15 protein-coding genes and 4 tRNA genes are annotated in these 20679 nt (G+C 58.5%); 4 read left to right on the top strand and 15 right to left on the bottom strand.

Features of this window, described 5'->3' with window-relative positions; genetic code table 11:
• On the bottom strand, window positions 1-3485 hold a 3485-nt coding region (gene mfd, locus ABAC402_RS26360; protein ID WP_023448694.1), incomplete at its 3' end, for a transcription-repair coupling factor.
• The gene (locus tag ABAC402_RS26355; RefSeq protein ID WP_023448693.1) at window positions 3482-3769 is read right to left on the bottom strand and encodes a succinate dehydrogenase assembly factor 2; all 288 of its coding nucleotides are present in this window, start codon (window positions 3767-3769) and stop codon (window positions 3482-3484) included. The genes mfd and ABAC402_RS26355, both read right to left, overlap by 4 nt.
• A gap of 61 nt (window positions 3770-3830) precedes the next feature.
• Here ABAC402_RS26355 and recG point away from each other — a divergent pair, with 61 nt between their 5' ends.
• Window positions 3831-5897: an ATP-dependent DNA helicase RecG gene (gene recG / locus ABAC402_RS26350; RefSeq protein ID WP_023448692.1), complete on the top strand. Its 2067-nt coding sequence runs from the start codon at window positions 3831-3833 to the stop codon at window positions 5895-5897.
• Window positions 5898-6108: 211 nt separating this feature from the next.
• Here recG and ABAC402_RS26345 read toward each other — a convergent pair whose 3' ends face one another.
• The 3 genes from ABAC402_RS26345 to ABAC402_RS26335 are packed head-to-tail and all read right to left on the bottom strand — an operon-like array spanning window position 6109 to window position 9009.
• A complete protein-coding gene (locus ABAC402_RS26345) occupies window positions 6109-7239 on the bottom strand; it encodes a DUF3089 domain-containing protein (protein ID WP_023448691.1) in 1131 nt (376 codons plus the stop codon).
• Window positions 7240-7288: 49 nt separating this feature from the next.
• Complete coding sequence (locus tag ABAC402_RS26340; protein ID WP_023448690.1) at window positions 7289-8221, bottom strand: lysophospholipid acyltransferase family protein; 933 nt, start codon at window positions 8219-8221, stop codon at window positions 7289-7291.
• The gene (locus ABAC402_RS26335) at window positions 8218-9009 is read right to left on the bottom strand and encodes a glycosyltransferase family 2 protein (protein WP_023448689.1); all 792 of its coding nucleotides are present in this window, start codon (window positions 9007-9009) and stop codon (window positions 8218-8220) included. Before ABAC402_RS26335 ends, ABAC402_RS26340 begins: the two co-directional genes overlap by 4 nt.
• Before the next feature lie 63 nt (window positions 9010-9072).
• Between ABAC402_RS26335 and ABAC402_RS39655 the strand changes: the two genes are divergently transcribed.
• Both ABAC402_RS39655 and ABAC402_RS26325 read left to right on the top strand, forming a co-directional pair.
• Window positions 9073-10509 (top strand): deoxyribodipyrimidine photo-lyase, encoded by a 1437-nt coding sequence (locus tag ABAC402_RS39655; RefSeq protein WP_031235306.1) that lies wholly within the window; start codon window positions 9073-9075, stop codon window positions 10507-10509.
• Entirely contained in the window at window positions 10493-11323 is an 831-nt protein-coding gene (locus ABAC402_RS26325; RefSeq protein ID WP_023448687.1) for a sulfurtransferase, read from the top strand. The genes ABAC402_RS39655 and ABAC402_RS26325 overlap by 17 nt, the downstream gene beginning before the upstream one ends.
• 39 nt (window positions 11324-11362) lie before the next feature.
• Here ABAC402_RS26325 and ABAC402_RS26320 read toward each other — a convergent pair.
• From ABAC402_RS26320 to ABAC402_RS0119905, 10 genes are all read right to left on the bottom strand, one after another.
• Window positions 11363-11439 (bottom strand) — tRNA-Arg (locus ABAC402_RS26320).
• Window positions 11440-11556: 117 nt separating this feature from the next.
• Window positions 11557-11862, bottom strand: coding sequence for an ETC complex I subunit (locus ABAC402_RS26315; protein WP_031235305.1), 306 nt, complete (start codon window positions 11860-11862; stop codon window positions 11557-11559).
• 484 nt (window positions 11863-12346) lie between these two features.
• Window positions 12347-12423, bottom strand: a tRNA-Pro gene (locus ABAC402_RS26310).
• Between the two features lie 26 nt (window positions 12424-12449).
• Window positions 12450-12526, bottom strand: a tRNA-Pro gene (locus ABAC402_RS26305).
• A gap of 94 nt (window positions 12527-12620) precedes the next feature.
• A complete protein-coding gene (locus ABAC402_RS26300; RefSeq protein WP_023448685.1) occupies window positions 12621-13256 on the bottom strand; it encodes a DUF192 domain-containing protein in 636 nt (211 codons plus the stop codon).
• Window positions 13257-13507: 251 nt separating this feature from the next.
• Window positions 13508-14071 carry a cold-shock protein gene (locus ABAC402_RS26295; RefSeq protein WP_023448684.1) on the bottom strand — a complete coding sequence of 188 codons (564 nt, stop codon included), beginning with the start codon at window positions 14069-14071 and terminating at the stop codon, window positions 13508-13510.
• A 256-nt stretch (window positions 14072-14327) separates the two neighbouring features.
• Window positions 14328-14402: transfer RNA gene (locus ABAC402_RS26290), tRNA-Glu, on the bottom strand.
• A gap of 87 nt (window positions 14403-14489) precedes the next feature.
• The gene (gene recJ / locus ABAC402_RS26285; RefSeq protein WP_031235303.1) at window positions 14490-16346 is read right to left on the bottom strand and encodes a single-stranded-DNA-specific exonuclease RecJ; all 1857 of its coding nucleotides are present in this window, start codon (window positions 16344-16346) and stop codon (window positions 14490-14492) included.
• 128 nt (window positions 16347-16474) lie between these two features.
• Complete coding sequence (gene glpX, locus ABAC402_RS26280) at window positions 16475-17452, bottom strand: class II fructose-bisphosphatase (protein WP_031235301.1); 978 nt, start codon at window positions 17450-17452, stop codon at window positions 16475-16477.
• Between the two features lie 195 nt (window positions 17453-17647).
• On the bottom strand, window positions 17648-18103 hold the full coding sequence (locus tag ABAC402_RS0119905) for a hypothetical protein (protein ID WP_155847330.1): 456 nt from the start codon (window positions 18101-18103) through the stop codon (window positions 17648-17650).
• 440 nt (window positions 18104-18543) lie between these two features.
• On the opposite strand from ABAC402_RS0119905, the gene phaC reads away from it, so the two are divergent.
• A complete protein-coding gene (gene phaC, locus ABAC402_RS26275; RefSeq protein WP_031235299.1) occupies window positions 18544-20556 on the top strand; it encodes a class I poly(R)-hydroxyalkanoic acid synthase in 2013 nt (670 codons plus the stop codon).
• The last annotated feature ends 123 nt before the right edge of the window (window positions 20557-20679 follow it).

Here is a 20679-nt window from a genome sequence, read left to right as displayed (position 1 = left end):
TATGCTGCGGCTATCCTCGCAAGCTCTTTCATGATGAGTTCCGCCGCCGCCAGTCGCTGCGCGGCTTCAGGCCACTCTCCACGCACAAGCAGCTTCTGGTCAGGCCGCAACTTCCAATCGTTGGGCCGGCTCTGGATATGTTTGACCAGGCCCATGGGGTTACTGAAGGTGTCGTTGCGGAAGGTTACAACAGTGCCCTTGGGCCCGACATCCAGCTTGGAAACATTAGCTTCTCGGCATAAGCCTTTGATTCCTACAACCTTCAACAACTGCTCTGCTTCTTCCGGAATCGGACCGAAACGGTCAATCAGTTCCGAAGCCAGAGCTTCGCGGTCGGCAAGCTTTTCGGCCTCCGAAACGCGGCGATACAGGGCCAGGCGGATGTTCAGGTCGGGAATATAGGCTTCCGGGATCATGATGGCAGCGCCGGCATTGATCTGCGGCGACCAACTGCGGTGATCCGACAGGTTATCATCCGACTTCTGGCGCAACTCTGCAACGGCGTCTTCCAACATCTGTTGGTACAGCTCGACCCCAATCTCGCGGATGTGGCCCGACTGCTCGTGGCCCAACAGGTTTCCGCCGCCGCGAATGTCCAGATCATGGCTGGCCAGCTGGAATCCGGCGCCGAGATTATCAAGTGATTGCAGTACCTTAAGCCGTTTTTCTGAGGCTACACTCAAGGTCCGGTGCTGTGGCGTCGTCAGGTAGGCAAAGGCACGCGTCTTGGAACGTCCTACTCGGCCGCGGATCTGGTACAACTGGGCCAGGCCGAACATATCTGCGCGATGGACGATCAGCGTGTTGGCGGTGGGCACATCCAGGCCGGATTCGACGATGGTGGTCGACAGCAGGACATCGTACTGGCCTTCGTAGAAGGCGGTCATGACGTCTTCCAAAGCGGTCGGCGACAACTGGCCGTGGCCGATAACGAACTTTATCTCAGGCACCTGGACACGAAGAAAATCAGCTACATCCGGCAAATCGCTGAGACGTGGTACAACGTAGTAGGCCTGACCGCCGCGATATTTTTCGCGCAGCAGCGCCTCACGCAGCGCTACCGGATCGTATGGCAGCACATAGGTTCGAACGGCGATGCGGTCGACCGGCGGCGTGGCGATAATCGACATGTCGCGGATACCCGACAGCGCCATTTGCAGCGTGCGCGGGATCGGTGTCGCCGACAGGGCCATCATGTGGACATCGGCACGAAAGGTCTTCAGCTTCTCCTTGTGCTTGACGCCGAAATGCTGCTCCTCGTCTACGATGACGATTCCGAGTTCCTTGAAGCTGACCTGCTCGGACAACAGGGCATGGGTACCGATGACGATCTCGATCTCGCCCTTTTTCAGGCCCTCACGCGTTTCGTCAGAGTCTTTGCGGCCGACCAGCCGCGACAGCTGGCGTACCCTGATCGGCCAACCCTGGAATCGCTGCGTGAAGGTCTTGAAATGCTGGCGCGCCAGAAGCGTGGTTGGGCAGACAACGGCGACCTGCTGGCCCGACATGGCGACGACGAAAGCAGCGCGCAATGCCACTTCGGTCTTGCCAAAACCGACATCGCCGCAGATGAGCCGGTCCATCGGCTGACCCTTGGCCAGATCCTCGAGCACGTCCTGGATAGCGTTGAGTTGGTCTTCGGTCTCTTCGTACGGAAACTGAGCGCAGAATTCGTCGTAGAGCCCCGGCGGAGGATCGATTTGCGTGCCTTCGCGCAGGGCCCGGGCGGCGGCCAGTTGTATCAGGCCGTCGGCCATCTCGCGCAGCTTCTGCTTGGCCTTGGCCTTGCGCGCCTGCCAGTTGGCCGATCCAAGCTTATCGAGTTGGGCGCTGTCGCTGTCGGCGCCGTAACGCGTCAGCAGGTCGATGTTTTCGACCGGCAGATAGAGTTTCGAGTCTGCGGCGTAATGCAGTTCCAGACAATCATGCGGTGCGTCGTTGACGCTGAGCGTCCTCAAGCCTTCATAGCGGCCGATGCCATGCTCGATATGGACCACCAGGTCGCCTGGCGCCAGCGCCGATGCCTCGGCGAGAAAATTCTGGGCTCGCCGGCGTTTACGCGGACGAGCTAACCGGTCGCCCAGGATATCGGTTTCTGAAATCACCGCCAGGGATTCGGTTTCGAAACCTTGATCCAATGGCAGGATGGCGCGCTGGATCGGCTTGACCTTGGTGCCTGCGACGCCAAAGGTCTGGGCGTCGACCCAGGATGTGGCCAGACGTGGGCGCGTCAGGCCGTGGTCGGCCAGCATGACGCCCAGGCGATCCGATGAGCCATCGGTCCACGAGGCGAAGATCACGCGTTTACCCTGCTTGGCCAAGGCCTGGGCATGTTCGGTGACCGTGGTGAACAGATTGACGCTGTCGAGCTTGCGGGCTTCGGCGAAGTTGCGGCCCGGACGACCGCCCAGGTCAATGACGTCGTCACCCTCGCGTTCGAACGGCTCGAAGCGGCGCAGCCGATGGGCGGACAAGGCGGTCTTCCATTGCTTATCGTCAAGATAGAGCTGTTGGGGCGCGAGCGCGCGATAGGCCGCCCCCCCCTTGTCTTTCATGGCTGCGGCGCGCAACTCGTAGGCGTCGCGCACGGTGTCGGAGCGCTCAGCATAGGCATTGGCGGCCAGTGCATCCAGCATAACAAGGGTGCGTGGCGGCAGATAATCGAAAACGCTGTCAAGGTGATCGTAGAACAGCGGCAGCATGTGTTCGACGCCCTGGCGGCGAATGCCGGACGAAAGGGCAGCATAGACGGGATCGTCGCCGGAAGTGCCAAAGGCGGTTAGATAACCCTGACGAAAGCGGCTGATGCTGTCGGCATCCATCCGGATTTCCGATACGGCCGTGAAGTCGAGTTGGGTAATCTGCTTCAGTGACCGCTGGGTTTCCGGATCGAAACTGCGAATAGATTCGAGACTGTCGCCGAAGAAGTCGAGTCGCACAGGTTCCGGCGCTGAGGGCGGAAAAACGTCGACCAGGCCGCCGCGCACGGCGAATTCGCCGCGTTCAGACACCGTTGACACCCGGGTATAGCCGTTGTTGACGAAGTAGGCGTCCAGTTCGGTCATGTCGATCGACAGGCCGGGTTTCAAAGTGAGTCGCCCTTGATTAATCACTGTGCGCGGCGGAACGCGCTGGGCCATGGCCGAGGCCGTCGTCAGAAAAAGTACAGGCTTTTCAGGCGCCTTATCGCGATAAGCTGATAACCGCGACAGGGCGTACATGCGCTGGGCGACAACGCCGGGCGTCGGGCTCAGCCGGTCGTAAGGCAGGCAATCCCACGCCGGAAAGCTTAGTAGCTCAAGGTCCGGGGCGAAAAAGCGCAAGGCTTCTACAACCGCATTCATGCGGCCAAAATCGCGGGCGATAAACAAGCTAAGGTGCTCGGCCTTGGCCAGATCGGCGGCAATGAGGCTTTCGTAGCCTTCCGGACAACCGCTCAGAGTCAGCGATTCAGCGTTTCCGGTAATGTCGGTAAGACGCGTCATGACTGGATGTGTTTGTAAGCTGTCTTATAAAACTGATTGAGTTGCTTCATGATTTCCGTATCGAATTCAGGCGGGGCCGGCTCACGTTCGATCATCCAGCCATAGAGATCCTGGTCCGGCACTTCCAACAAAACTTCGAAAATCTCCAGTTCGGCATCGCTCATCTGGCCGAGGCGTTCGTCTGCGAAATGACCCAGAATAATGTCGGCTTCCTTGAAACCTCGGCGCCAGGCACGAAAGGACAGCTTTTTCAGACGGGCTTCGCGGAGGTCGGCATCGCTCACGGTCGGAGCTCCTGTTTATCGGAGGCCTTCTCATAAAGCATTTTTGGTGCTTGATAAGCCCATGCGTCCAGAAATTTTGTTCCCCTACTACGCTGATGTGACCACAGTAAAGGGCGTCGGCCCCAAACTGGCGCCGCTCCTGGCCCAGCATGTGGGAACCCATGTCCGCGACCTCGTCTTTTTCTTGCCATCGAGCGTCATCAAGCGGCCCCTGGTGCCACTCACCGCGGCGCGAATCGGTGAAGTCCAGACGGTGGCGGTAACGATTGCTGGCTACCCGCCATCGCCGCTCAAGGGGCCCCAGCGCGTCGAGACGTTCGATGGCCCGACGCGCTTGACTTTGGTCTATTTTCACCGCATCCGCGGTTTCGAAAGTCAGCATCCGATAGGTGCCAAGCGGCTGATCAGCGGCAAGCTGGAGAGTTTCAATGGCCATCTTCAGATGCCGCACCCGGACTACATCGTCGACGAAGACCGTGCCGGCGAAATCCCTTCCTGTGAGCCCGTCTATCCGGCGACGCTTGACCTCGGTTCGCGGGCAATCCGCAAACTGGCGCAAGGTGCATTGGCAGCGACGCCGGATCTCCCCGAGTGGCTTGATAAAGCCATGGTTGACAAATACTTATGGCCATCTTTTCACAGTGCTTTGTTCGCTGCCCACGCGCCGCTAAGCGAACACGACCTCGATCCCGATGCCAAGCCGCGTCAGCGCCTGGCCTACGACGAAGCTCTGGCGCATCAGTTGGCGCTCAAGGCGCGTAAACAGTTCCGCCAGAACACGCCGTCGCGCGCGATCGACTACCATGACTTGGCCGACAAAGCTCTCAGCACCCTGCCCTTTGCCATGACCGGCGCCCAGGTTCGCGCTCTGGGCGATATTCGCCGCGATCTGCGATCGGGCCACCGCATGAACCGCCTTGTCCAGGGCGATGTCGGTGCCGGCAAGACCCTGGTGGCGCTCATGGCCATGATCGATGTCGCCGAGGCGGGGCTGCAGAGCGTCCTAATGGCGCCGACCGAGATACTGGCCCGCCAGCATTTCGAAAAAAGCCTTCCAATTCTGCAGGCTCTAGGCATTACTTCGACCATCATGACCGGTCGTGACAAGGGCCGTGAACGCGAACGCAAGCGTGCCGCCGTTGCGGCCGGCCAGGTTCAGGTGGTCTTCGGCACCCATGCCGTCTTCCAGGAAGGTGTCGATTTCAAGACCCTGCAACTGGCCGTCATCGACGAGCAGCACCGCTTCGGCGTCAGCCAGCGCCAGAGATTGTTTTCCAAGGGTGAGGCTGTGCACTACCTGTCAATGTCTGCGACACCGATACCGCGTACCCTGGCCCTGACGCAGTATGGCGAGGCCGATCTCAGCATCCTCGACGAAAAGCCGGCGGGCCGCCAGCCGATCCACACCGCCGTCGTGCCGCGCGCCCGTTTGGCAGACGTCATGATACGATTGAAGGCAGCGCTGAATGAGGGCCAGCAGGCCTATTGGATCTGCCCCTTGGTTGAAGACTCTGCCGAGTCCGACCTGATCGCCGCCGAAAAGCGCCATGACGCGCTTCAAGAAGCGCTCGCTATCGAAATCGGCCTTGTTCACGGCCGTATGGCATCGGAGATGAAAGACGCCGTCGTGACCCGGTTCGCCGCCGGCGAACTGCGCGTGCTGTGTGCGACGACTGTAGTCGAGGTCGGCATCGATGTGCCCACCGCCTCGATCATCATTATTGAACAGGCTGAGCGCTTTGGTCTGGCGCAACTGCATCAGTTGCGAGGCCGGGTTGGCCGCGGCACCGCCAAGAGCGCCTGCATCCTGCTGTACGATGCCCCCTTGTCGCAGGTTGCCAAGGCGCGGTTGGAACTGTTGCGCGATACTGAGGATGGCTTCAAGATCGCTGAGATGGATTGGCAGTTGCGCGGTGAAGGCGACATCCTTGGCGCCAAGCAATCGGGCTTCCCAGACTATCGCTTCGTCGACCCGGTGCGCCACACAGCCCTAATTGGTTTGGCGGCGCGCGAGGCGGTCTATATCCTGCAGCAAGGCGAGGCCTTGCCGGCGCCGCGGCGCAAGGCGATCGAGGTATTAAAACAACTGTTCTACTGGCGCGCCGATGTCGCCGACAAACAGGACTAGAGCGCAATCCGATAAAGTGTGACGCACTTTTCGGACAAATTGCGCGACAAAACAAAAACTTAGAGCGAGATGGCGATTCTACAAAAGCCATCTCGCTATAGAGCGGGATGAGTTTTGATGGAATCAAAACACCGCTCTAAGTTTTTGTTTTGTCAAGAAAATTTTCCGATGCGAAGCGTCCGCTTAATCGGATTTCGCTCCAGGTCCCAAGTTATTGGACCTGGATGGCCCGGAAGGTCTGCCACCGGGTGTGAAAATCTTCTTGAAGATCTCCATAGAAAAGATTGTAAGCGTTGACTTTTTTGCGATCCTCCCAAGTGTTGGCGTCTTTGAAAGACGGTGAACCGGGCTTATCAACCATCAACATGCCACGGACACAGCGCGCCGACACCTTGCGCGGAATCAGCGCGGGCTCAACCCCCCATTCCAGCCCAGTGGCATTGGTGGCGCCCAGCGAATCCTTGGCTTCGGCGACGTGATCGCCGACAACGCCAAGAACCGGATTGACGCAAATTGCCTTCTGGGAATCGAGCGGCTCGAGACGGTCTCCATCCCAGAAGACCGCCTTCTGCAGGCGTTGCAGGGTCTTGTCGGGACGGTTGGCTTCGACGCTGAGATAGCTCAGGACGCACCCGGTCTGGATCCGCGACAGGCACGCGGGCATGAGACGGCCTTCGCTTCCGAACTGCTGTTCCGGCGCCAGAGTTTCGATGAGATAGGCTGACACCATCTGGGTCTTCAATTCCGGGTCCGGGGCAACGACGTCCCGCAAAACACGTTCGCTCAGCAAACCGCCCTGCTCGACCCCGACAATAACGAAGCCCCGGCCACCTTTGCGTTGGGCCATGAAAGCGCGGAAGGCAGACTCAACATCGCGGTAGGCGAACTGGCGTGCTTCGCGGGCGTCTTCGCGCAGCGTCAGTTGGGTATAGAGGCTGGCCTGGCGGTACTTCGGCGCGTAGACATTGCCCATGATAGCGTAGGGCGCGGCGTAGTTGGGGAGTTGGACCCGATGAACTTCCTGATCGATCGTCCGGCTGTCGACACGCCCGAGCCAGTCGCGCCCGCCATTGAAAGTCGTGCCATGCACGAAGAAGACGTCGACCTTGCGCGGGTCCGCATAGTAGCCCGCCATCGCCGGGTGGAGATGCCAGCCCTGGGCCTTGCTGTAGTTCGGTGCGGCCGGCGGCCGATAGACCTGGAACGGAAGCTTGGGGTCCAGCGCGTTGCGATGAATGTCGTTCTGCAGGTATATCCATGCCAGAGCCACGAAGGCGCCGATCAGGGCGCCGACTACCAGGCTCAGCTTGCGCTTCTTTACGATCTGCGACCACATGCTCATGCAGCAGATAACCTAAGGCTCGCGTAGCGAATTGACCAGATGACAGGATTCAATTTTTGTGACCCGGCGTTTCCGCTGCGGATTTGTAGGCGTCGTTTGGCCAGCGCTTGTGGACCCAGAACCACGCTTCCGGTCGCGCGCGAACGGCGTCTTCGATGAAGTTGCTGACCTTGCAGACCGTTGCATCGATGTCCTCGGACTTGCGACCCGTGTCGACCACGTTGATCGGATCGCATACAGTAACCCGAAACCGTGCCCGGTCGGTGCGTTCGACCGTCATCGGTTGCAGCACCGTGCCGAAACGCAAAGCCAGCCGGGCCGGGCCGGGCGCCGTATCGACCGGCCTGCTGAAGAACGGCGTCGAGACACCGCGGTTGAACTTCTGGTCGTTCATCAGCGCCACAGATTCGCCCCGCGCCATACCGGCCAGGAGTTCCTTGGCACCGTCGCCCCCCTTTGGCGCGAATAGCTGCGTGCCGTAGCGTTCACGTGCCTTGCGCCAGCGCGCGTCAACATAGGGGTTGTTGGCGGCGCGATAGGTCATCTGGCAGATGACGCCAGCTTCGTTGATCACCGACGGCATGATTTCCCAATTGGCGAAATGGCCAGAGATGAAGACGACAGGTCGACCTGAAAGCTTGATCTCTTCCAGACGCTCTGCATTCTGGACCACGATGCGGCCGTTGGCGATCGTGATACGGTCCATCATGGCGATCTCGGCAAAGGTCCGGCCCAGATTGTCCCACTGGGCCCTGCAAATGCGCGCCTTCCAGCCGACGTCCTTGTCGGGAAAGGCCAGGTCAAGATTGCGAAGGACCACCTTTTGGACCGGTGAGATCGGGCCCAGGGTCTTCAAAAGGCTGGCGCCCAGGTCCGATGCTGTATCGACCGGGAACAGTCGCAGCAAGCCAACGGTGGCGTCGAAGGCCAACGCTTCGAGGCGCCACAACAGATCTTGCCAGAAACCGACCTTTTCGTTCATGCTGGCGGTCCGTTCGTTGCTTGGCGGTTGCGTTTTGCGTCAAGGAATTTGAGGATGCGTTTGAAGCGCGCCTCGGCGGCGATGTGGCTTACACGCACGCCGTCGATGCCGCCGGTGAAATGGCGGCGGAAGATGTAGTAGCGCAGGAAGCCGAGCGGATACTCCAGTGGCAGGCGCGCCCAAAGCTGCCACGAGGGCTTTTTCAGGACCTTGGACTGGAGTGTGTTGTAGGCTTCGAACTTTTGCCGGATGTGGTCGAAGGAGCGCGACGAGAAATGCGTCACGGTGCCTTTGAGTTGCCCGACCGGTTCGTTACGGGTATCGACTGTATCGTGGACAGGGCTTTCTCGAAAACGCACGACGCGACGATCGTACAGACGGACATAGTTGTGAAAGTCGGCCCACAGGCGCGGCGCCGATCGGCCGGGATAGACATTCATGATGCGAAAGCGGTAGGCGTTGAGTCTGGGCCGTGAGGCGATCAGCGCCCTGATCTCGGCACAGAGTTCGGGCGTCATGATTTCGTCGGCATCCAGGTTAAGGATCCAGTCGTATGCCGCACAGTCTTCACTGAACCTCTTTTGTGGTCCATAACCCGGCCAGTCATGATGAATCACCCGCGCGCCCAGACCTTCCGCCACCGCCACAGTGTTGTCGGTAGATCCGCTGTCGACCACGACCACCTCGTCGACCAGGCCAGAAACAGCGCGAATGACATCACCGATCCTGTCGCCTTCATTCCTGGCGATAATACAACAGCTTAAGGGTGTCAAACGAGGCGGCTCCATGTTCGTCCTTGTGCCCAAGACCTCTTTGGCAGGCAAGTTCTTTCAACAACATTATTGTGACCTATGGCACTTTCAGAACATCCCGTTATCCTGTGGTTCCGCTTTGACCTGCGTCTGAACGACCATGCTGGCGTTGTCGCAGCTCTTGCCACAAAACGACCGGTTTGTCCGGTCTATATCTGGGATGACGGCCAGTATGCCCGTCCGCTCGGCGCAACCTCGCGCTGGTGGTTACACCAATCTCTTCATTCTTTGGATGAGGAATTACGCGGTCTGGGGTCAAGATTGATTGTTGACCGCGGGCCGAGCCACATGGTTCTGGCTGATATTTGCCAAAAAACATCAGCAAAAACTGTTATTTGTTCGCGAACTTTTGAGCCTAAAACCGAAGAGCGCGACTGTGAACTTGAAAATGCCCTGGCGGACATATCTGTCGCTTTAGAGCGTCACAACACCGCCTTCTTTACCGAACCAGGCACTATCAAAACCAAGGAAGGCAAGCCTTATCGCGTCTATACGCCGTTTTTTCGCGCTGTCGACGCGGCTGGCGTTCTGAATGTTGATTCCTTCCGTACACTGTCAACCCATCCATGGCCTGTGCTTGCGCAATGGCCAAAGTCTTTGGCGATCGAAGATCTGGGGCTGAAGCCGGAAAAAACGTCTTCGGGTAGCGACTGGACCGAAGGCTTTGCCGCTTTTTCACCTGGCGAAAGTGGCGCGCGAAAAGCCTTGCGCCGTTTTGTCAGTCACGGTCTCCCCGACTATGAAGACGGCCGCGATCGCCCGGATATGGATATCACGTCGCGGCTGTCACCGCACTTGCGTTTCGGGGAGATCAGTCCGCGGCGTATTCTCGCCGACGTCGATGATGCCGTCTGTGAGGCGCCGCGACTGGCTGCGCCGGCGGAAAAGTTGCGCAAGGAACTGGTCTGGCGCGAGTTCAACTACAACATTCTGCACCAGCAGCCGCAGCTGCATGAACGTAATTTTCGCGACGATTTCGATGGCTTTCCGTGGCGTGATAGTGACGGCGATTTCACCGCCTGGACCCGCGGCGAGACCGGCTACCCGCTTGTCGACGCCGGCATGAAGGAATTGTGGCGGACCGGCTTCATGCACAATCGTGTCCGAATGGTCTGCGCCTCCTTTCTCGTCAAACACCTGCTGATAGACTGGCGGCGCGGTGAGCAGTGGTTCTGGGATTGTCTGGTCGACGCCGATCCGGCCAATAACCCCGGCAACTGGCAATGGGTCGCCGGATGCGGCGCCGATGCCGCGCCCTATTTTCGCATCTTCAATCCGACGACCCAGGCCGACAAGTTCGATCCGAAGGGCATCTACCGTCACCGCCACGTGTCGGGCTATGACCGCGTAGTCGATCTGTTTGACAATTCGACCAAAGATGTCACCTATCCGCAACCGATCGTCGACCACGCCCACGCCCGCGACCGCGCACTCGACGCCTATCGCCGGAGAGACAGTAATGACGACTCAGATTGATGCCGAAGACCTTCACCGATTGATCGCGAACGGGACCGTCAAGGTGCTCGACGGTAGTTGGGCGCTGGATGGCACCGACATGCGGGCGCTGCACGAACAGTGTCATATTCCTGGCGCACAGTTTTTCGACATCGAAGTGGTCAGCGATCATTCAACCGAACTGCCGCATATGGCGCCATCGCCCAAGCAATTCGCCCAGGCCGTCGGCCGCCTGGGCATTTCCGAGCAAGATCACGTCGTAATCTATGATCGCCAGGGTCTGTTTTCGGCCGCCCGGGTGTGGTGGACCTTTCACATTATGGGGCATAAGTCGGTTCAAGTGTTGCGCGGCGGATTGCCGGCCTGGAAAGCAGCCGGCTTGCGGATCGAAGGCGGGGTTCCGGTTGTCGCGGAGGTCGCCTATACCCCTCGCCCGCTGGCGGAAAAGATCATCGGGTTGAAGAGCCTGCTTGGATGTTCTGAGAGATTTCTTGTGCTGGATGCCCGTTCGCGGGCTCGGTTCGAAGGAACGGTGCCCGAACCGCGAGCCGGTTTACGCTCAGGACATATGCCGGGCAGCCGCAGCCTGCCGTTTGGCGAGCTGATTCGTGACGGCGCTCTGAAGTCTGTGGCAGAGTTGCGCGAGATTTTTGCAGGAGCCGGTGTCGGTGGAAATGCGACCGTCGTAACGTCGTGCGGGTCCGGTGTGACCGCAGCCATCCTCAGTATGGCCTTGGCAGAAACCGGCCATACCTCGGCCCTACTCTATGACGGATCATGGGCAGAGTGGGGACAAGAAGGCTTGGGCACGCCCGTGGCAACGGGAGCAGCCTGACACAGGATGGTATAATTTGGTTGCGGGAGTCTTAACAAATGGCGACTCCGACAGGGCTCGAACCTGTAACCGTCCGCTTAGAAGGCGGATGCTCTATCCAGTTGAGCTACGGAGCCATAAAAACCTGGGCTCTAGAGCGCGATGCGTTTTGATGGAATCAAAAGTCCGCTCTAAGTTTTTGGTTTGTCGCGCAATTTTTCCGAAAAGTGCTGCACACTTTATCGCACTGCGCTTTAGTGCGTCCAACTCTGCCGACGCGTGTAGGCGAAGTTGTCGGCATAAGTCTTGATAATTTTCGGTGGCAATTCAGGTTCAATGAGACGGAACGGAATGCCATGGTGTTCGGCATAGGCCATGGCCTGGTCCTTGGTCTCGAAGGTCAGTTGCACCTGGGCTTCTGTGTCCGCCGACGACGTCCAGCCCATCAACGGATCAGGCGTGCGCGCCGATTTCGGTTCGAACTCCAGAACCCATTCGTGCGTCTTGGCGCGGCCGGATTGCATGGCGGTTTTGGCAGGCTTGAAAATACGCGCGAACATGAATGGCTCCATGAGCGGCAAGGAATCCGCTTGTCCGTCTGTTACTACAAAATCCAGCGCAGTTGCAACAAGGTGGTGGGCCTCACATGCTTATATCCGGAAGCTTATGGCATTAAGCGGTCCTTTTACTGCGGGGCGAAAACGTTGGCGTCTCTGCGCTTGCCACTCACTTCGCTCGCGGCTTACACCAACCTGCGAAAATCTTGACTCATCGTGGGTTGGCAAGCGCGCCAGAGAACGTACTTCGGGCGCCCGAGCATTTGCGAGGAGCTATGGGGGGCGCCTGGTCCGGCGCTTGAGCTGAAAAAAAAGCGAATACCAAGCGTCATTCTTTATGAGGCTTGGTATGAGTTCGTTTGGGGTGCCCCGATTAGCCAAAGTGGCAAGTCGCCACGCAACTCGCTCTTTTCGAACCTCTTGTGATTGTACTCTAACGTCTTATCCCGACCATTAAAAAAGCCACCCAGAAGGGTGGCCACTTTAATGGTCGGGGCGAGAGGATTCGAACCTCCGGCCTTCTGCTCCCGAAGCAGACGCGCTACCAGGCTGCGCTACGCCCCGACACTCACTTTATCTGTACCGGCGATTGGTCGGGGCGAGAGGATTTGAACCTCCGACCTGCTGCACCCAAAACAGCTGCGCTACCAGGCTGCGCTACACCCCGACGCTCTCAGCCGAGACTTGAGAGGCGCGCTACATGACATTTTAGATCAGGCTCCGCAAGCCCCATGTACCTCGAAAGCGTGCGATTTTTCCTCTTACCGGAAAAACGGGTGGATAACCCGGTCACCGGCCTTCAAGCCCAATTGATCACTCAGACCGCCGCGAACCTCCAGCACACCACTGGCCGGCCCTTTCGAGGGCAAAGGCGTGCGATCCAACGGCCGGGCGTTTTTTTGAATCGACACGATCCGTCCGTCAGGAGCGATGTATATAATGTCCAGTGAGATCAGGGTGTTGTTCATCCAGAAGGCCCGCTCTTGCACGTCCTGAAATTCGAACAGCATGCCCTCATTGTCAGCGATTTGTGTACGGCACATCATGCCCTGGGCGCGCGTTGCGAAATTCGATGCGATCTCGACTGAAAACAACCGTCTCCCCTTACCCGAATCGACTTCCAGTGACTCGCGCGGCGAATAAGGCGTGACATTCATGCTGCGGCATTCTGCCGGGGCCGCACTTAGCGGCACAGGGGCTGGCGTCGAGGCCTGAACACCGCACGCGCCGAGCACAATCGCACCCCATCCTAAAACAGCCAGCAGATGTCTGGACATGATCCACCCCGTGAAATCGCCATAAAAAGTAAAATGGAAACTGCCGTCGCTGCGTGGCCTTTTCAAGGCAAAAAGCGCAACAGTGACGGAGAGCGGGATGGCTTTAGATGGAATCGCCATCTCGCTCTAAGTTTTTGTTTTGTCGCGCAATATATCCGAAAAGTGGCTTCCACTTTATCGGATTGCGCTCTAGCGCATTTTTCGTCGGGAACCGACACGAATACTGACGTACACAAGCCTCATAAAGAAAGACGCTTGGTATTCGCACGCGTCAGCTTAAGCTCCGCTGCCCCCGATGGCTCCTCGCATGAGCTCTGGCGAGCAGCTGCCCTTGCCAAGGCGAGATGTGTAGAGGTCATCGAGGGTTGGAATCAAACCAGAGCCCTGGGGTGAACTTCCGTCACAACCAGGCCCTTGGGCCCCTCACCAAAGCGCACCATGATGGTGTCGCCTTGCTGCACATCTTCGAGGCCGTAACGGCGCAGGGTCTCGATGTGAATGAAGATGTCCGTGGGATCATTACCACGGACCACAAATCCATAGCCCTTGGTGCGATTAAACCACTTGATAGTAGCAATCTCCAGATCGCCGACACGCATACCTTCTGGCAAAGCGCGGCTCGAACGCGTTTGAACAGCGTCCTGTCGCACGTTCGGCTGTTCCGCCACCTGGTCGAGATGGTCGATGTCAATGACCTGCCAGCCCTTGGCACGCTTGGCAATCTTGCAGGTGATTCTGGCGCCTTCATGTGCACTATCGCGGCCGAGGTCGCGCAGGCTCGAGATGTGGAGCAAAACGTCACGCGTGCTTGTCAGCGTGGCATCCTGTGGAACGATAAAGCCGTAGCCCTTGGCGGCATCAAACCACTTTACATGACCTGAAATCGTTACTAACTCGTCGGCATCGTTCTTGTTATTGTAATCAAACAAACTCATCTATCCTCACCATGTCGCATGCAACTCAAGTGACATACGCAACCATAACACGGATATCTCGTATTGGCACTAAAAAGAGAGATATTTCGCAGAATTTGCGAATTTTAAGCCAAAAACTCACTTATAGCGAGTGATATTTTCTCCTGGTCACAGATTGGGACCGCTACCAAGCGAAGAAAATTTGTGGATAACTTTCCTCCGGCGGGTCGTCCGGGCGGAGCGGGCACATATTTTGACGGAAAGTGCTGAAATCTTGTGGCAGTCCCTAGGGGAGTCGAACCCCTCTCTTCAGGTTGAAAACCTGACGTCCTAACCGATAGACGAAGGGACCGCGATCAAGAGGTGCGCTTGTTACCTGTTCGTGTTTGGCGGTGCAAGCCCTATTTTAAAGTTTTTCACAGGCGCGTGACAGGACCGTTTATGCCAGCGCGATGTCTTCAATTTCAAGTTGTATTCCGCGGCGCCCCATGTAATCATCTGCTTTCAGGCGGCCCAGAAGGTGGATCTTGCCGGCCGGCCGCAACAGAGCGTCGCCCAGAGCGGTGCCTTCGGCGCGCCACATGATGGCTTTGACTTTTCCGCCGATGTCGTCGCAAAGCTCACAGCGGACATGGCCACCTTTCATGACCTGGGCAAAACCGACGCGGACATCGGTAAAAGCGAGCAGCGGCTCGGGATTGCCCTGACCGAACGGCGACAGCAGGTCGAACCGCTCGAGCAACTCGCGCGTTGCCGCCTTCAGGGTCAGGACGGCGTCAATGTCGACGGTCTCGACCTGGTCCTCTTCGGCAACGTGGGTGCGGACATAGTCATTAAGAAATCGGCGCAGGTCTCCGACGCGGTCACGTTCGACACTCAACCCGGCGGCCATGGCATGGCCTCCCCCCGATAGGATCAGGCCGATTTCAAAGGCGGACCCTACGGCTTCGCCCAGATTGACCCCGGCCTGAGATCGCCCAGACCCCTTGCCCATACCGCTGACCGGATCTATGCCAATGATAATGACGGGGCGATGCCAACGTTCTCGCAGGCGGCCAGCGACGATGCCGATAACCCCGGGATGCCAGTCTTCGTGCGCAACGACGATGACCGGATCGTCGCTGGGCCACAGGCCCTGGGCTTCCGCGACGAGGGCTGCCTGCTCCAGCACCTGGGTCTCAACGTCGCGCCGCAGCCTGTTGAGTTCGTCCAGTTCCTGAGCCAAGGCCGCGGCTTCACCGGGATCATCGGTGGACAGCAGGCGGACGCCGAGATCAGAGCGCCCTACCCGCCCGCCGGCATTGATGCGTGGACCGATGACGAAGCCAGAGTGAAACGTGCTCATCAGCTTGCCGGCCTCGTTGGCCGAGCCGGAGATCTCCATCAGCGCCTTAATGCCGGGGTTCTTTTGCTGCGACATGATTTTCAGGCCTTGAGCCGTCAGAGCCCGGTTGAAGCCGGTCAAGGCCGTAACGTCGCAGATGGCGCCCAGTGCCGTCAGGTCCAGCCATTGCATCAGGTCCGGCCGTTGGCGTCCCACGAACAGACCGCGCTTTTCTGCCTCGCGGTTGAGCGCCACCAGGACGACGAAGACGACACCGGCCGCGGCCAGGTTGCCCTGGTCCGAGGTGCAGCCGGGACGATTGGGATTAACGACGGCCAGGGCTCTGGGCGGATCTTCGCGCATCAGGTGGTGGTCGATGACAACGACATCGAGGCCGATCTCGGCGGCATGATCGAGCGCGCGGTGGGCCATGGCCCCGCAGTCGACCGTGATCACCAGGTCGGCGCCCTGGCGCTTCAGGCTGTCGAAAGCTGCATTGGACGGGCCGTAACCCTCGGTCACCCGGTCGGGGACATAGACGGTCAGATCGTGGCCCATGTGCCGAAACCATCGGACAAGTTGCGCCGCGCTCGTAGCGCCGTCGACGTCATAATCGGCAAAGACACATATGTTTGCGTCGGCCTGCAGCGCATCGAGCATGGCGGTCACCGCCCGGTCCATATCCATAAAGCAAGACGGGTCGGGAAACAGCGCCTTCAAGGTCGGGTGAATGAAGCCTTCCAGCGTGTCCGGCGTAATGCCGCGCCCAGCGATGAACCGCGCCAAGGGGTCGACAAAGGCGGCTTCGGCGACATTCATAAGACCCAAACGATGGATAATGTCGCGCAGGACCTCGGGCGCGACCTTGCGCGCCGCCAGTCGTTCACGCCAGGCGCGGCCGCTCAAAGAAGCGGAAACTCCAAGATAAGGCTCAGGGGCGGAGGCGGGGCGTAGTGCGGCGGACAGACTCATTGGGGAAATCTGTCACGCCGGCCAGTCGGTAGCAAGCTTTATGGGCCCGTTGAAAAACAACTGAATCGTCGCGCACCAATCTGCGCGAGATTTGGGCACGGCAGCCAAAGTTTTGAAGCCGCTATCCTTTAAAGAACACGCAAGGGTCTCCGCATGGAGAGTTTGCGCACTGTCCCGGTTTTGGAGATCATTACCAGGCTTTCCGTGGTGACGAAAACCTCGCCGCGCGCCGTCACCTCCTTACGTACGCCTTCCAGCAATGCGCCCTTAGTTACGCCGGTCGCGATAAAGACGGCGTCAGAGCTCACGAGATCGTCAAGATCGTATTTGCGGTCAAAATCGGTCAGCCCGAGGCGTTCGGCACGGGCCCGTTCATCCCCATTGCGAAAAACGAGTCGCCCTTGGAACTGGCCGCCGACGCATTTTAGTGCGGCACAAGCCAGAACACCTTCGGGCGCTCCGCCCTGACCCATATAGATGTCGATCCCGGTTTCCGGCTGGGCGGTATGGATCACGCCGGCAACATCGCCATCGGTGATCAGGTGCACCCGCGCGCCGGCCTTGCGCAGCGAGGTGATGATGCCGTCGTGGCGCGGCCGATCCAGCACGCAAGCGACGATCTCCGAAACATCGACACCCTTCGCTTTGGCGAGGGCGCGGACATTGTCTTCCGGCGTGGCATCGATATCGACGACACCCTTGGCATAGCCCGGTCCGATGGCCAGTTTGTCCATGTAGGTGTCGGGGGCATGAAGCATGCCGCCACGCGGAGCAAAAGCGATGACAGCCAGCGAATTAGCCATGGCCTTGGCGGCCAAGGTGGTCCCTTCCAGCGGGTCCAGCGCGATATCGATGGCCGGGCCGTTGCCAGTGCCTACCTTCTCCCCGATGTACAACATTGGGGCTTCGTCGCGCTCGCCCTCGCCGATTACGATGCGGCCATCCATCTCTATGGCATTGAGCGCCTTGCGCATGGCGTCGACGGCGGCCTGATCGGCAGCTTTTTCATCACCACCACCAACACAGGCATAGGCAGCGATGGCGGCTTCTTCGGCAACGCGGACAATGTCGAGACTGAGATCAAATCCGGAGGCATTGCTGGACATATTTTTCAAAATTTCAAGGGTTTCTGGCATTTTCACGTCTTCTGGCTTTAAGTTTCAAAAGCACGACTATCTGATTATTTTGCGTCGTGTGCTGGCGCCGACGTGGCGATCGGCACGTCATTTCGTGTATCAGACCCCATCAAGCTTGACCAGTCTGGCCGTGACCAGTCTGGGCTTGCACAGTCGGGTGCAGCGTCAATCTGCCATCGGCGGCGCTACAGCGCGGCGGCGCAGGTCGTCTGCCAGGCGTTCTATCTGCTCGACCGACAGGACGGCATCGACTGGCTTGAGATAGATCGGGTTGATGCGTGCGATTGCCGCGGCTGCAAAGGATTCTGGCTCGTCATTGTCCCATACAAGCGCGCGAACCTCCGCTGCCAGTTGAGTCGACGCGATCGCCTGGGTCTTCACCCGCGCGGCAATATCCGCGACGGTCGGAACATCGCTCGGTGGAACCGGGAATTCGGACCATTTTGGAAGGCCCGCCGCTACAGATGTTAAAGACGGAGCGACGGCAGGAATAGGCGCCACAGGACGTTGAGAAGCCGACTCGGCAGTTTCCTGCGCCGATGCACCGCCAGCCAGCACGAGACAAAATCCGGACAAGACAGCTGTCGCACGCAAAGGACGCATCCAAACCGGCAGTATCATGGCAACCGTCTCCGCATTGGCCAAAGGCTGCTGTCGGCAGCGTCAAGGGTCACATTTGAGCAAATTTCTAAGCTCGTGAACAGGCTTACGACAACAAAAATAAAATTTGAGTTGATTTTACGGCGCGTTGTATCGCACTGCAAGATCTTGGACGGCCCTTTGGTGTTGCGATTTCGAAGTTTGTGCGATTCGGTTACAGGTCTTGAGGCGAAATTCGCATTCAAAAGAAACCAGAATAGACGAAGTTGCGAGTGTCCGTTCGATCTTGAGATTCTCCGCAGGTCGAAACAAGGGCCCGCGAAATTCAAAATCAGGACAAGGGAGCATTTCCTCGATCACACCGATCGGTCGATTTGCTTGGGCCTTTGTTTTGTCGCACTTCTTGTCCGAAACGTGGCATCCACTTTGTCGGGAAGTGCTTTAGTCAGGCGAGGAAGCAGATGAGCAAGACACCGAAAGCCCCAGTGGCAGCCAAGGCTAACGCGAAAAAGGCGGCGTCAACCACAAAAGCCAGGGCCAGTGCCAAACCGATTGTTGCCAGTCCCGCGCCCAAGGCAAAGGTTCAATCCAAGCCCGACGTGGTGAAACCGGAAACAGCAAAGCCAGTCCGGCACACGGCAGTTCCTAAACCAGCGCCTTCCGCCAAGGTGACGCCTTCTGCAGAAGCGACGCTGTTTGACGGCGATACTGTCCGCCGCCTGGAGGCGTTGTCGGTTAATATTGCCAAGGCGACGATGACTGCGCAGACTGTTTTAGCCCGCACAGTCATGAAACAGCCCGACCTCGAAGCCGTCGGCGCGCCATCGGATCCTTTTCAGGTTGGCCCCGCCCTGACGCAGGTGATGAATTCGCTTGCAGCCAAGCCGGAAAAGGTTGTTGAGGCCCAGAGCGACTTGCTTAACGGCTATCTCGAACTGTGGGGACAGATGGCGCGCCGATCGCTGGGCGGCGATGTTTCGGTTGAGAAAAAGCCCATAAAGGACAAGCGCTTTTCTGACCCTCTCTGGGATCGAAATCTGGTTTTCGACATGATGCGCCAGTCCTATCTGCTGTCGTCTACCTGGCTAAACACTCTGATAAGCAGCGTTGATGACGTCGATCCGTTGGTCAAGCGCCGCGCCGAATTCTTCACCAAACTGCTTACCGACGCCATGTCCCCGGCCAATTTCCTGCTGACCAACCCGGTGGCCATCGATGCCCTGCTCGACTCCAAGGGTGAAACCCTGGTCAAGGGTATGCAGATGTTCGCCGACGATCTCGCACGCGGTGACGGCAAGCTGAAAATCAGCCAGGCCGACTATAGCCGTTTCAAGGTTGGCGAAAACGTCGCCACTACCCCGGGCAAGGTCGTCTATCGCGGCGACTATTTCGAGCTTTTGCAGTACACCCCGACAACCGAGCAGGTGTATGAGATTCCGCTGCTGATCTTCCCGCCGTGGATCAACAAGTTCTATATCCTCGACCTACAGGCCAAAAACTCGCTGATCAAATGGCTGGTCGATCAGGGTTTCACGGTCTTCGTTGTGTCGTGGGTGAATCCTGACGTCGAGATGAAGGACACAAGTTTCGAAGACTACATGTTCGGCGGTATCTTTGAAGCGACGAACAAGGTGCGCGAGCAGACCGGTGCCAAGACGGTCAATACGGTCGGCTATTGCATCGGCGGTACCCTGCTGGGCTGCGCCCTCGCCCACATGGCCGAAAAAGGTGATACGTCGATCGGGTCGGCCACCTTCTTTACGGCTCAGCACGACTTCACCGAGGCCGGCGATCTGCTGCTGTTCACTTCGGAGCACTGGCTCAAGGAATTGGAGCGTCAGATGGATGCCGCCGGCGGGGTTCTGCCGGGTTCGGCCATGGCCGACACCTTTAACTCCCTGCGCGCCAACGATCTGGTGTGGTCTTTCTTCGTGAGCAACTACCTTCTGGGCAAGGACCTGACACCGTTCGACCTGTTGTGCTGGAACGGCGATCAGACGCGCATGCCCAAGGCGCTCCACATCTTCTATCTGCGGACTTTCTACGGCAACAATGCCTTGGCCAAGGGCGAACTCACCCTCGGCGGGGTCAAACTCGACCTTAAGAAGGTCAAGATCCCGATCTATGAACAATCTGGCCGCGAGGACCACATTGCGCCGCCAGCTTCGGTCTACAAAGGTTCGAAACTGTTTGGCGGCCCGGTCACCTATATGCTGGCCGGCTCGGGCCATATTGCCGGTGTCGTCAATCCGCCGGCAGCGCAAAAATACATGCACTGGCTGAATGACGCCCATCCCGACACTTTGGAAGACTGGCTGGCCGGTGCAACCGAGCATCCCGGGTCGTGGTGGCCGCACTGGGCGGGCTGGTTGGGCAAGTTGTCTGGCAAGAAGATCGCCGCCCGCGATCCGTCCGAAGGGCAGTTGACGGTACTGGGCGATGCGCCCGGCACCTACGTCCTGGTTAAGTCCTGACCGGACAGCTGGAAACTCGCGCAGCCAAAGAATTCAACGATTCCAGATCTTTGAATTGAGACTCTGTGTTTTTGCCTTCAGGCTCGCAGGTGCTTGATCCCCATGTAATCAATGTTGAAATTT

Source organism: Asticcacaulis sp. AC402 (assembly GCF_000495835.1).
Taxonomy (GTDB): domain Bacteria; phylum Pseudomonadota; class Alphaproteobacteria; order Caulobacterales; family Caulobacteraceae; genus Asticcacaulis.
The sequence above is the reverse complement of the archived record's forward strand: the minus strand, read 5'-3'. Positions and strand labels throughout refer to the sequence as shown.

What these genes read in the sequence shown, in the direction of transcription:
- glpX (WP_031235301.1), bottom strand. Translation starts at nt 17,452, where the DNA reads ATGTCCAGCAATGCCTCCGGATTTGATCTCAGTCTCGACATTGTCCGC.
- ABAC402_RS26340 (WP_023448690.1), bottom strand. Translation starts at nt 8,221, where the DNA reads ATGAACGAAAAGGTCGGTTTCTGGCAAGATCTGTTGTGGCGCCTCGAA.
- ABAC402_RS26315 (WP_031235305.1), bottom strand. Translation starts at nt 11,862, where the DNA reads ATGTTCGCGCGTATTTTCAAGCCTGCCAAAACCGCCATGCAATCCGGC.
- recG (WP_023448692.1), top strand. Translation starts at nt 3,831, where the DNA reads ATGCGTCCAGAAATTTTGTTCCCCTACTACGCTGATGTGACCACAGTA.
- ABAC402_RS26335 (WP_023448689.1), bottom strand. Translation starts at nt 9,009, where the DNA reads ATGGAGCCGCCTCGTTTGACACCCTTAAGCTGTTGTATTATCGCCAGG.
- ABAC402_RS0119905 (WP_155847330.1), bottom strand. Translation starts at nt 18,103, where the DNA reads ATGATACTGCCGGTTTGGATGCGTCCTTTGCGTGCGACAGCTGTCTTG.
- ABAC402_RS26295 (WP_023448684.1), bottom strand. Translation starts at nt 14,071, where the DNA reads ATGAGTTTGTTTGATTACAATAACAAGAACGATGCCGACGAGTTAGTA.
- ABAC402_RS39655 (WP_031235306.1), top strand. Translation starts at nt 9,073, where the DNA reads ATGGCACTTTCAGAACATCCCGTTATCCTGTGGTTCCGCTTTGACCTG.
- ABAC402_RS26345 (WP_023448691.1), bottom strand. Translation starts at nt 7,239, where the DNA reads ATGAGCATGTGGTCGCAGATCGTAAAGAAGCGCAAGCTGAGCCTGGTA.
- recJ (WP_031235303.1), bottom strand. Translation starts at nt 16,346, where the DNA reads ATGAGTCTGTCCGCCGCACTACGCCCCGCCTCCGCCCCTGAGCCTTAT.
- phaC (WP_031235299.1), top strand. Translation starts at nt 18,544, where the DNA reads ATGAGCAAGACACCGAAAGCCCCAGTGGCAGCCAAGGCTAACGCGAAA.
- ABAC402_RS26300 (WP_023448685.1), bottom strand. Translation starts at nt 13,256, where the DNA reads ATGGCGATTCCATCTAAAGCCATCCCGCTCTCCGTCACTGTTGCGCTT.
- ABAC402_RS26325 (WP_023448687.1), top strand. Translation starts at nt 10,493, where the DNA reads ATGACGACTCAGATTGATGCCGAAGACCTTCACCGATTGATCGCGAAC.